The sequence below is a fragment of the Zoogloea sp. genome (assembly GCF_044344315.1).
Lineage (GTDB): Bacteria > Pseudomonadota > Gammaproteobacteria > Burkholderiales > Rhodocyclaceae > Zoogloea.
Genome location: NZ_JBIJDC010000053.1, coordinates 16190 through 28567, shown reverse-complemented (window position 1 = coordinate 28567; position 12378 = coordinate 16190). Strand labels below are relative to the sequence as shown.

Below are 12378 nucleotides of genomic sequence, written 5' to 3'. Positions count from 1 at the left end.
GCGGCCACCCGCCGGGTGCTGGCGCAGGCCGGGCTGAGTCTGGCGGACATCGACCTGTACGAAGTGAACGAAGCCTTCGCCCCGGTGCCGCTGATGTGGCAGCAGGAGCTGGGGGCGGATCTGGAGAAGCTCAACGTGAATGGCGGGGCGATAGCGCTGGGTCATCCGCTGGGGGCCAGCGGGGCCCGGATCATGACGTCCCTGCTGTACGAGCTGGAGCGTCGGGGTGGCCGTTACGGGCTGCAGGCGATCTGCTGTGCGGGTGGGATGGGCACGGCAACGATCATCGAGCGCTTGTGAAACAAGCGGGCTGAAGTACCAACAGAGAAGGCGGGGACAGCATGAATATCGATCTGAGCAACAAGCGCGTCATCGTCACCGGGGCGTCCCGGGGGATCGGTCGTGCAATTGCCCGGGCTTTTGCGGCTGAAGGTGCCCGGGTTGCCATCTGCGCCCGCACGGCCGAGGCCGTGGAAGCAACCGGCACCGAGCTGGCAAAGACCGCCAGCGCGGTAATCGCCCGCGCCGTGGATGTCACCGACACCGCAGGTGTGCGCAAATTCGTCGACGACGTCGCCGCCGCGTGGGGCGGCGTGGATGTACTGGTGAACAACGCCGGGCAGGGCAAGGGCGGCAATCTGGACACGCTGACCCCGGAAGCCATCCTTGAGCACGCCAACATTCTGCAGATGGGCCACTTCCGCTTCATCCAGGCAGTAGTGCCGCACATGCGCAAGCAGCGCTGGGGCCGCATCATCGAAATCAACGCGCTGGCCGGCACCATCCCCACGCCGGACGGCATTCCGTCGGTGATCAACCGGGCGTCGTGCATTGCCCTGGCCAAGTCCCTGGGCATGTCGCTGGCGAAGGACAACATCCTGGTCAATACGCTGAACATGGGCTGGATCGATACCGGCCAGTGGGACCGCCATTACAAGGAAATGGGGCCGGGCGTAAGCCGTGAGGAGTTTGACGCGATGGTGGTGAAGGTGGTGCCGGTGGGCCGCTACGGCAAGCCCGAGGACGTGGCCGGCATGGCCTTGTTCCTGGCCAGCGACTACGCCAGCTTCATTAGTGCTGCGTCCATCGACATCGCCGGGGGAATGGGCGGGCAGATTGCATACTACCCCACGCTGAAGCGCGATTTCGAAGCCTCGGTCCGGGCGCGTGCTGCCGCGACCGGCGGGGCAGTCTGAGCGTCCGGGAGGAGGGCATCGCGTGGCGACGGACATCTGTCGGCTGCCCTGTGGCCCCGCCATCGTGAACGACGGCATTTCCTCTACCCGCTATCGCCTGCTGGTGATTCTGACCGTGGTGCTGGCGACCGGCTCGATGGTGGTTGAGGCGACCATCATCAATGTGGCCATCCCCGCCATCATGCGGCAGTTTTCCATCAGCACCGAGGATGCCCAGTGGTTGTCGACGGGCTTTCTCGGGGCGATGGTCACCACCATGCTGCTGGCTGCATGGTTCGAGCGGCGCTTCGGTCCGCGGCTCACCTATGCCGGTGCGCTTGTGCTGTTCAGCCTGGCCTCGCTGGCGGGTGGTCTGGCTGACAGCATGCCGCTGTTGATTGCCGCACGTATTGCCCAGGGGGCGATATCGGGTCTGATCCAGCCGCTCGGCCTGGTGGTGATCTTCCGTGTTTTTGCGCCCTCCAAGCGGGGGCGAGCCATGTCGGCCTTTGGGTTGGGTGTCGTGCTGGCACCCGCCATCGGGCCGGCGCTGGGGGGCTATCTGGTCGATCTGGTGAGCTGGCGGGCGATCTTCTTCGTCACCCTGCCCCTGTGCGTGGTTGGCACCTTCCTGAGTTTGCGCTTCCTCCCCGAGCGAGATACCCGCACCCCGCAGCAAAGCTTCGATGTGCCCGGCCTGGTGCTGATGGCGCTGTTTATCTTCTGTCTGCTAACCGGCTTTGCAGTCGGGCATTCCGACGGCTGGACGGCGCCGGCCTTTCTGATACGTCTCGGCGTCGGGCTGGCCTTTACGGTGGCGCTGGTCATCTGGGAGATGCGGATTCCCCATCCGCTGCTGCAGTTGCGACTGTTTTACAACCGACGCTTTGCCGCCTCGGCGATGGTGGCCTTTGCCTATGGATTGGGCCTTTACGGCTCCACCTACCTGCTGCCGCTCTATGTGCAGACCGTTCTGCACTACGACGCCGGTCTGTCGGGGCTCCTGCTGCTGCCCGGAGGACTGGCGATGGCGCTCAGCATTACCGCGGCCGGCCGTCTGCTCGACCGCTTTGCTGCGCACAGCTTGATCGTCGTTGGTCTGCTGTGTTTTGCGGTTTCCTTCCTGCTCATCGGGTCGGGCGTAGTGGTGCGTTCATTTGCCGTGCTGGCCGTCCTGATTGCCCTGGGACGCATCGGCTTGGGGATGACGATTCCGTCCCTCAACCTTGGTGCTTTGCAGTTGGTCGAATCGCTTCAACTTGCCCAAGCCTCCGGGACGCTGAATTTCATTCGCCAACTGGGTGGGGCGATCGGCGTGAACGTGCTGACGATTTCTTTCAGCTGGCTGGATGCGAGAGGGCGGCAGGAGGGGCTCGATCCGACAACGGCCATGGAGAAGGCATTCAGCGTGTGCTTCATGGTTGTCGGCTTGGTCTTCCTGCTGGCTGTTGTGCCTGCTCTGCGCATGCGGGTCGGGCCGGCTGAGCAAGCTTTGGGGAGGCACGATGGAGGCTAGTCTGATTCTGTATGTAGAATTTTAATCGGACTATAGAATTATAAAGAAATGCTCAGTACAATGCAGTGAGCGTCGATAGGACAGAAAAGTCCTACAGCGCTTCGAAGGATGAGGAGTCGATGGTGTTTCGGAATTCCGCAAGGTAGGGAGTCGGAGCATCGGGATCATGGGTGGCCATGATCGTCATCGTCGTATCTGAGGAGACACAATAAATGATCAGAAACAATGGATTGGGTCGTGCGCGCTTCCCGTTGCACGGTGTGGCAGCAGCCCTTGCAATTGGCTGGGCTGGCAGTGCCATGGCGATCGAGCTGGATACGGGTAACCCCGATCTGCGAATGCGCTGGGACAACACCGTGCGCTACAACCTCGGGATGCGTATGGAAGGGCAGGATCGCCGACTACTGAACAACCCCAACTATGACGAGTCGGACAGCAAGTTCGGCAAGGGGAGCGTTGTCACCAACCGGGTCGACTGGCTGAGCGAACTCGATCTGAGCTACCGCGGCCAGTTCGGTGCCCGGGTGACCGGTGCTGCGTGGTACGACAATGCCTACGATGATCACTCGGTGCACACCACCGCCCCCGGCGGCGCGCTCACCAGCTATCGCAACAGCGAGTACAGCTCGACCGTAAAACGCTACGTCAATGGTCCGTCCGGCGAGCTGCTCGACGCCTTCGTTTGGGCCAACATGGACATCGGTGCCGTGCCGCTGAACGTCAAGGTCGGCCGCCACACCAACATCTGGGGTGAAGGCCTGTTGATCGGCGGTCACGCCATTTCGTATTCGCAGTCGCCCGTCGATGGCGTGAAGGCCGTTACCAGCCCGGGCATCGAGACCAAGGAAGTCTTTCTCCCTGTCGGCCAGGTGTCCGGCAAGGCCCAGGTCACCGATCGGCTGTCCATTGCCGGCCAGTATTTCTACGAATGGGAACCTACCCGGGTTCCCCATGCCGGTACCTATCTGATGGGTGCCGATACGGCACCGACGGTGGACCGCCTGCCGAACAACTGGGCCCGTGCCCAGTCGAAAAAGCCCGGCGGTGACGGCAACTGGGGCGTTGCGGCCAAGCTGAACGTCGAGGAAATCGAATCGACCTTCGGCGCCTATTACCGGGAGTTCAACGACTACGCGCCGGAAACCGGCGTGCAGTACCTCGGTGCAGCCGGTCCCTTCCGCTTCGTCTATCCCGAAGGTGTACGACTGCTGGGCTTGAGCTTTGCACGGGTGATCGGTCCGGTGAGCTTCGGTTCCGAGCTGTCGATGCGCAAGAACGGTCATCTGAACTCGACCGGCGTCAGCGCCGCAAACAACACCGGGGCGCGTGGCGATACTTGGCACGCCATCGTCAACGGCGTCTACATGTTGCCCAAGACCTCGTTCTGGGATACCGGCACCCTGATTGCCGAACTGGCCTACAGCCGACTCGATCAGGTCACCAAGAATCCGAACCTTTACAAGGCCGTCGGCTATAACTGCGCCAAGGTTGGCGGTGCGGCGGGCAACAAGTTGGGCAACAAGATGGATGGTTGTTCGACCGATGACTTTGCCCAGATCGCGATCAACTTCACACCCCAGTACCTGAACATCTTCCCGTCTTGGGACATGGATGTTCCTCTGACCGTGAATTACGGCCTGAGCGGCAACGCGCCCAGCGGCGGTGGCGGTTTTGAACGCCTGATGAGCTGGTCGATGGGGGTCAAGATGACCTACGCTTCACGCTACGAGTTCACCCTGCGGTACGCAGACTTGGCGGCCGCGACGATCTACAACGCGGCCGGCACCACGGCACTCGGCGGCAACGGACTGAGCAGCGCCGTTGGTGCAACGGACCGTGGCTGGCTTACCTTCACATTCAAGACGGCCTTCTGAAGGCCGCAACCAGGAGACGAGGAACATGAAAAAGCACGCAATCGCACTTTTGGCCTTGGCAAGCCTTTCGGCCCACGGTCTGGCTGCCGTCAGCGCAGACGAAGCCAAGGAACTCGGCAAGTCACTGACCAAGTACGGCGCGATCAAGGCCGGCAACAAGGAAGGCACCATCCCCGAATACACCGGTGGCCTGACCAAGGCCCCGGCCGACTTTAGGCCGAAGAGCGGCTTCTGGGCCGATCCCTTCAAGGATGAAAAGGCCGTTCTGCGCATTGACGGCAAGAACGTCGACCAGTACGCGGACAAGCTCAGCGAGGGCCAGAAGACCCTGCTGAAGAAGTATCCGACCTACTACATGGACGTCTACCCCAGCCACCGCACGGCGGCCATTCCAGCCAAGGTGCTGGACGCCACGGTGCGCAATGCCACCACCTGCAAGACGCTCAAGAACGGCCTGGCCGTGGAGGCCGACTGTCGCGGTGGCCTGCCTTTCCCGATCCCCAAGACGGGCTACGAGGTGATGTGGAACCTGCAGCTGCGCTACAAAGCTGACACCACCACCAAGTCGTCCCGTTCGTGGGTGGTGGATTCGTCCGGCAAGGCCGTGATGACCGCCCAGCAGCAGACCCTGGAAGAAACACCGTACTACCACGCCGACCTGGATGGCCGTGACCCGCTGATGTACTGGCGCACTCACTCCATCACCCAGTCGCCGGTGCGCAAGGCGGGTGAAGCCACGGGCATCGTGGATTATCTCGATCCGACCGAAAAGCCCCGGCGTGCCTGGAGCTACACCCCTGGCCAGCGCCGCGTGAAACTGGCGCCGGAGTTCTCCTACGACACCCCGGTGTCGAGCATGGGCGGGGTGACACTGTTCGACGAGCTGTTCGTGTTCTCCGGAATGATGGACCGCTTCGACTTCAAGCTCGTCGGCAAGAAGGAAATGTACATTCCCTACAACGCCTACAAGCTGTACTTCGGCTGCAAGACCGAGGAGCAGTTCATGCCGTCCCACGCCAACCCGCAATGCTGGCGCTGGGAGCTGCACCGGGTGTGGGTGGTGGAAGCGACGCTCAAGCCGGGTAACCGTCACGTCTATGCCAAGCGCACTTACTACCTGGACGAAGATACCTACGGCGCCGGCCTCTTTGACGCCTACGACCAGAGCGGCAAGCTTTACCGTTCCCTGTTCAACTCCATGGTCCAGTTCTACGACGTGACCGCGCCCTACACCGTCAAGAACGTCATCTATGACTTCAACAAGGGCATGTATGCCCTGGTCAATGACGGCCTCGAAGGCGGCTACGGCGTGCTCGACAAGCCGATGGCCAACCGGGATTTGAACCCCGAGGCAGTCGTGGCGCGGGAAACGGCTCGCTGACCTTCGGGTGAGCTGGCGGTCCAGCCGGGCCGGTGCGCTCTGCGATGAGCGTGCCGGCAGCGGCCACGATCCATGGTGACTGGGGACTTTACTGTGAAAAAACGATCCATTCTGGCCGGTCTGGTGCGTGTCGCCACGCTGCCTGTGGTCCTGGCGCTTGCCTCTGCGTCTGCTGCCGGGGTGTCAACCGACCCCCTCGCCAGCGGTGCGCCGATTACCGCGCTGGCCCTGCGCAGCCCGATGGTCAGCATTGCCAGCCAGGGCGCGCGTGTTGTTGCCGTCGGGCCGCGGGGCTACATCCTGTTCTCGTCCAACGGGGGCAAGGACTGGCGCCAGGCCACGGGGCCGGTGCGTGCCGACCTGACCGCGGTGCACCTACGGGATGCGCGCAACGGCTGGGCCGTCGGGCATGACGGGGTGGTTCTGCGCACCGATAACGGTGGCGAAAGCTGGACGCGCGTCCTCGATGGACGTTCGGTGCTCGAAATCCTCAATCGCAGCTATGAAGCACGGGCAGCGGCTGGCGACACCGTGGCGGCCCGCGTGAAGGGCGAGATCGAGCGCCTGATGGCCCAGTCGGCCAGCCCCGATGTGATGCCCAACCCCTTCCTCGACGTGCTCTTCAGTGACGCCAGTGAGGGCTTCGTGATCGGTGCCTTCGGCCTTGTTCTGCGTACCCGGGATGGTGGCAAGAGCTGGGAGCCGTGGATCGAGCGGGCCGAAAACGACCGCCGCCTGCATTTCTACGCAGCGGCAACCGACGGCGCAACGCTCTATTTTGCCGGGGAGCAGGGGCTGCTGCGGCGCCTCGACAAGGGCGACGATCACTTCACGACCATCGAGACGCCTTACAACGGCACCTTCTTCGGCGTGCATGCGGCACCCGGCCTGCTACTCGCCTACGGCCTGCGCGGCAACGCTTGGGCCAGCGAGGATGGCGGCGCCAGCTGGCGCAAGATCGAAACCGGCGTAGAGGCCGGCATCATAGCCGTGCTACCTGCCGGTGGCACGCGCCTGATTCTGGTTTCGCAGGCCGGGCATGTCTTTTCGACCACGGACGGCGGCCGCACTTTGGCGGCGCTGCAAGTGCCACGTCAGGGCGAAGTGCTCGCCGCTGCGCTGGTGGGCGCCAATGCTCTGGCGCTGACACGGCATGGCGGGGTCAACCTGGTCACGCTGCCTGCCGTCCGCTGACAGCGCCACGCATAACAACGACAAGAGAGAACCATGGCCGGCCATAAAGAGAACAGTGCGATGCCCGTGGTCCGGGACGCGGCCGATTTCGATCGGCGGTCCGGGAACATCCTCGAGCGTTTCATCTTCAACAACCGGGTGATCTTCCTCGCGGCCTGCCTGATCGCCACGGTTTTTCTCGGTTTTGCGGCGACGCGCATCCACGTCAATGCCAACTTCGAGCGGATGATTCCCCTCGGCAGCCCCTACATCCAGAACTACCTGGAAAACAAGCAGGAGCTGCCGGGTCTGGGCAACACCATCCGCATCGTCGTCGAGAACAAGAAGGGCGACATCTACGACCCCGAGTACCTCGAAGTGCTGCGCAAGGTCAATGACACCCTTTACCTGATTCCTGGCGTCGATCGTTCGTGGATGAAGTCCCTTTGGATGCCCATCGTGCGCTGGCGCGAGGTGACCGAGGATGGCATCACCGGCGGCGCCGTGATGCCCGCCAACTACAACGGCAGCCCGGTAACCGTGGAGGCCCTGCGGGCCAACGTGGCTAAGGCCGGCATCGTCGGCAAGCTGGTGTCCAAGGATTTGCGCTCCAGCATGATCGTCACGCCGATGCTCGACGTGAATCCCCAGACCGGCGAGCCGCTGAACTATGGCGCCTTTGCCGACGATCTTGAACAGAAGATCCGTGTGCTCGAGAACGACCGGATCGGTATCCACATCGTCGGCTTCGCCAAGGTTGTCGGCGACCTGATTGCCGGTCTGCGTGAAGTCATGATGTTCTTCGCCGTGTCGGTGGCCGTGGCAGCTGTCTTTGTCTACCTCTACACCCGCTGCCTGCGCAGCACCGTGCTGCTGGTGACGGTGGCGGTCATCGGTGTGGTCTGGCTGCTCGGCCTCATGCAGTTGCTGGGCTACGAACTCGACCCGTATTCAATCCTGGTGCCTTTCCTGATCTTTGCCATCGGCCTGTCCCACGGGGCCCAGAAGATGAACGGCATCATCCAGGACATCGGACGTGGAACCCATAAATACGTGGCGGCGCGCTACACTTTCCGGCGCCTGTTCATGGCAGGGCTGACTGCGCTGTTGGCCAATATCGTCGGCTTTGCGGTACTGGTCATCATCGACATTCCGGTGATTCGTGATCTGGCGATCACCACCTGCGTCGGCGTATCGGTGCTGGTGTTTACCAAGCTGGTGCTGATTCCCGTGACCCTGTCCTACATCGGTGTCAGCGAATCGGCCGCTCGTCGGGCCATCGAGGAGGAGTCGGGCACGGTGGCGCCGCGCACCGTGATTGGTCGCTTGTGGGCAAGACTTGATGTGCTGACAGAGCGCAATTGGGCTATCGGCATGATCTCCGTGGCCGTACTGATCACTGCGGTCAGCACCGTGGTGATGAAAGACTTGCGCATCGGTGATCTGGATTCAGGCGCCCCAGAACTGCGTCCTGAGTCCCGCTACAACCAGGACAACGCCTACATCACCGCCAACTATGGCCTTTCCAGTGACCAGTTTGTGGTCATCATGAAAACGGGGGCAGAGGGCTGTCGACTTTACGACTCCCTGCGTCAGATGGACGATCTGGCCTGGGCCCTGCGCCAGGACCCGGGCGTTCAGACAACCACTTCACTGGCCGAATCCGTCCGCTCGGTGTCGTCGGCGATGTTCGAAGGCAGCCCCAAGTGGCTTGCCCTGAGCCGCAACCAGGCCATCGTCGACGCATCGGTGTCGGCAGCGATGATTGCGACGCCGGACATCACAAACCAGGGTTGCTCCGTGTCGCCGCTGGTGGCCTACCTGGCCGACCACAAGGCGGATACGCTGAGCCGGGTGCTGAAGATCGCCGAGGACTTCAACCTGCAACAGACCGCCTCGGGCAGCACAGAGCAGCCCGTCGAGTTCCTGCTCGCAGCGGGTAGCGCCGGCATCGAGGCGGCCACCAATATCGAGGTTCAAAAGAGCATCATTACCATGTACCTCGCAGTGTACGGGGCCACAGCGCTGTTGTGCCTGATTACCTTCAAAAGCATCCGCGCCACCATCGTCGCGCTGATTCCGTTGGTGATGACCACCATCATCTGCAAGGCGCTGATGGTGTGGCTGGGCATCGGCCTGAAGGTGGCCACCCTGCCGGTGATCGCTGTCGGCGTGGGGGTGGGGGTCGATTACGCCCTCTACCTGCTGTCGGTGCAGATCGCCGTACAGCGCCGCGGTGACACCCTGCGCATGGCCTACCGACGCTCGCTGGACTTTACCGGCAAGGTCGTCGCCCTGGTGGGCATGACGATGGCCGCGGGGGTGATCACCTGGGCGTGGTCGCCCATCAAGTTCCAGGCCGACATGGGCATCCTGCTGACCTTCATGTTCCTGTGGAACATGCTCGGCGCCCTGGTGCTGATCCCGGCCCTGTCGCATTTCCTGCTCAACCCGAAGCCCCGGGTCGCCCTGGCCACCGCCTGAGACGCGCCCCAACCCTCACAACCCGATTACCGATAAGCACGCCGACCGGCCGGATTCGTTCCGGCCAGGGACCGGTGCGCGCAATTAGAAGGAGACAAAAGCAATGTTCGACCTGTTGATGAGCGCCGACATGATGGTTCCGGATCCCGATGCGATGGCGGATCTACTGGTCAAAAAGCTGGGCATCCATTCTCACCCGAACTGGCGCCAGGCCTTTGACAACCATCCCTACATCGCCCACTTCCTGCGGGTGCATAAGTCCCTGGCGGTATCACCGACACGGGTCGAGCCTCAGTGGCATCTTGACCGTCCGAACCCCGGCGACCCGCTGTTCCACGACTTCCTTGAAAGCCTGATGGCTTACCAGGGCCGGCATCGCCCGATGCTGACGCACTCTATCGTGCTGGCCTGCCAGGGCCCCAAATTCGACGCCCTGGTGGACAAACTGATGCGCCGCCGCCTGCCGTTCCGCATGGCCCAGCGCACCCCCGAGATGCCCTTTGATCGCCTGTGGCTTGGCGTGACGCCTGAAGATCCGCGCTATCGCCCTGTGGTGGACGGTGGCCTGTGCATTGAGGTGATGCCGATGGAGCCGCTGCAAATGCCTGCTGACACCTTCGCCATACCGGCCCCACAGCCCCGCGACCCGAAGCCGGGCGACATGGTCCGCGTGACGGCCCGCGGTTTCCTGGTGCGCGATCTGGACCACACCCTGCGCTGCTGCTCCAGCAATCTGGACTGGGAGCCCGTCGGCGAGGTGGAGGCCCTGCACCGGGAAGGTTACCGCCGCGCCACCATGGGCCTGACCCTGCAGAACAGCGCGTCCCTCGATGTGATCGAAGCGACCCGCTGGGATAGCGAGGCCGGTCTCTATCTGAACAGCTGGGGCCCTGGCCCGTACTACATCCGGATTGCGGTGAACGGCCTCGCCGCCAAGGCGGAAGACCTGCGCGCGCGCGGCGTGAAATTCACCTGGGTGCAGGAATCGGAAGCGGTTGGCGGCGGTTCCCTGATCAAGATCGATCCTGCCGAACTGAACGGCCAGGTCTTCGAATTCGAGGAGTGCTGAAATGGGCGAAGCGACTGCAGTAGGCGCCGCAGTGACGGAGGTGATCAACCCCGCGGTCACGCTGGTGCGGGAAGGCGGCATCGGCTGGGTGGTGCTCAACCGGCCGGGGCAGATCAACGCCATCAACGACGACATCCGCAGTGGCGTGCCGACAGCCCTGGCGGCTCTCGACGCCGATCCCCAGATCCGCGTGATCGTCTTTCGCGGTGAAGGCCTGCGGGGCTTTTGCGCCGGGGCCGACATCAAGGAGTCGCGGGGCCCCGAATCGTCGATTGAAGTACGCCGGCGCATGGAGCGCGCGCGCTGGATCGAGGCCCTCGACAGGATCGAGAAGCCCGTCATCGCGGCCCTCCACGGCTACTGCATGGGCGGCGGCATGGAGCTGGCGCTGGCTTGCGACATTCGCTTTGCCGCGCCGGAAGCCATTTTCGCCCTGCCGGAAACCGGGCTTGGCCTGATTCCCGGCGGCGGCGGTACCCAGCGCCTGGCCCGGGTTATCGGGCCAGGGAGGGCGATGGACGCATTGCTCACCGGCGAGCGCTATACCGCCGAACAGGCGAGGGATATCGGCCTGGTGACGCGCATTGCCAGCAGTGCCGAAACCCTGCTGCAGGAGGTCGCCGAGTTCGCCACGCGCATCGCCGTGAAACCACCGCTGGCCACGCTTTACGTGAAGCGGGCGGCCCGGGCGGCGCTGGACCTGGACCTGAAGAAGGGTCTTGACCTGGAGCTGGACCTGTTTGCGATGCTGGCCCCCACATCGGACGTCAAGGAGGCAGCCCAGGCCTTCCGCGAAAAACGCGAACCCCGTTTCTCCGGCCGCTAAGGCCCGAGCATATTCATCACAACAGGATTGGACGGAGAACAGACATGGCAGGAAAACTTGAAGGGCGCGTGGCGATCATTACCGGTGCAGGCGGTGGCCTCGGCGCAGAGTGTGCGCGCGTGCTGGCTTCCCAAGGGGCTGGCGTGGTGGTGGTGGATATCAACAGCGCGGCTGCCGAAGCCGTGGCCGAGAGCATCCGCGCCAGCGGCGGAAAGGCCATTGGCGTGAGCACCGATGTGTCGCAGGAGGCCGACGTCAAGGCGATGGTCGAGACCGTGGTGTCCCACTTCGGGCGCATCGACGTGCTGCACAATAATGCGGCCATCCTCAACATGGAGCAGCGCCAGAAGGACCGGGACGTCATCAACATGGACGTGGACGCTTGGGACCGGGCAATGGCGGTGAATCTGCGTGGCGCCATGCTGTGCTGCAAGCACGCCATTCCCGAGATGCTCAAGCTCGGCCGTGGATCGGTGATTTTCGCCACCTCCGGCCTCGGTGCCCAGGGCGATGTGACCCTGTCGGCCTACGCCGCTTCCAAGGCCGGACTGATGATGCTGGCCAAGTCCGTCGCAGCCCAGTACGGCAAGCAGGGCGTGCGTTCCAACGCGCTGCAGATTGGTCTCGCGCCGGCAGAAAACGCCCACGAGACAATGCCCGCCGCGCTGCTCACCATCATCCGCGAGAACCACCTGACACCGGAACTCGGCACCCCGCGGCAGATCGCCGATGTGGTGGCCTTCCTGGCTTCGGACGAGTCGTCCTTCATCACCGGCACGACCATCGTCGCCGATGGAGGTTTCGGGAGCCATACACCGTCGATGGTGGGCATGAAAGCGCTGTTCGCCCAGTCCGGCAGCAACAAGATGTAAAGGACGAG

At 63.2% G+C, this 12378-nt stretch carries 9 protein-coding genes and 1 pseudogene; all 10 read left to right on the top strand.

Annotation, left to right across the window (positions count from 1 at the left end; all coding sequences use genetic code 11):
• Positions 1-300 (top strand): annotated as a pseudogene (locus ACIQ09_RS12675) (steroid 3-ketoacyl-CoA thiolase); the annotation flags it as partial.
• Between the two features lie 41 nt (positions 301-341).
• Positions 342-1196: an SDR family oxidoreductase gene (locus ACIQ09_RS12670; RefSeq protein ID WP_398310180.1), complete on the top strand. Its 855-nt coding sequence runs from the start codon at positions 342-344 to the stop codon at positions 1194-1196.
• A 22-nt stretch (positions 1197-1218) separates the two neighbouring features.
• Complete coding sequence (locus tag ACIQ09_RS12665) at positions 1219-2691, top strand: DHA2 family efflux MFS transporter permease subunit (protein ID WP_398310177.1); 1473 nt, start codon at positions 1219-1221, stop codon at positions 2689-2691.
• 212 nt (positions 2692-2903) lie between these two features.
• Positions 2904-4565 carry a DUF1302 domain-containing protein gene (locus ACIQ09_RS12660; protein WP_398310174.1) on the top strand — a complete coding sequence of 554 codons (1662 nt, stop codon included), beginning with the start codon at positions 2904-2906 and terminating at the stop codon, positions 4563-4565.
• 25 nt (positions 4566-4590) lie between these two features.
• Entirely contained in the window at positions 4591-5946 is a 1356-nt protein-coding gene (locus ACIQ09_RS12655; protein WP_398310171.1) for a DUF1329 domain-containing protein, read from the top strand.
• A 93-nt stretch (positions 5947-6039) separates the two neighbouring features.
• Positions 6040-7140 carry a WD40/YVTN/BNR-like repeat-containing protein gene (locus tag ACIQ09_RS12650; RefSeq protein ID WP_398310168.1) on the top strand — a complete coding sequence of 367 codons (1101 nt, stop codon included), beginning with the start codon at positions 6040-6042 and terminating at the stop codon, positions 7138-7140.
• Positions 7141-7173: 33 nt separating this feature from the next.
• Positions 7174-9603, top strand: coding sequence for an RND family transporter (locus tag ACIQ09_RS12645; RefSeq protein WP_398310165.1), 2430 nt, complete (start codon positions 7174-7176; stop codon positions 9601-9603).
• Positions 9604-9706: 103 nt separating this feature from the next.
• Entirely contained in the window at positions 9707-10672 is a 966-nt protein-coding gene (locus ACIQ09_RS12640; RefSeq protein WP_398310162.1) for a lactoylglutathione lyase, read from the top strand.
• 1 nt (position 10673) lies between these two features.
• A complete protein-coding gene (locus ACIQ09_RS12635) occupies positions 10674-11498 on the top strand; it encodes an enoyl-CoA hydratase/isomerase family protein (RefSeq protein ID WP_398310159.1) in 825 nt (274 codons plus the stop codon).
• A 44-nt stretch (positions 11499-11542) separates the two neighbouring features.
• A complete protein-coding gene (locus tag ACIQ09_RS12630; protein ID WP_169148357.1) occupies positions 11543-12370 on the top strand; it encodes an SDR family NAD(P)-dependent oxidoreductase in 828 nt (275 codons plus the stop codon).
• Positions 12371-12378: the final 8 nt, after the last annotated feature.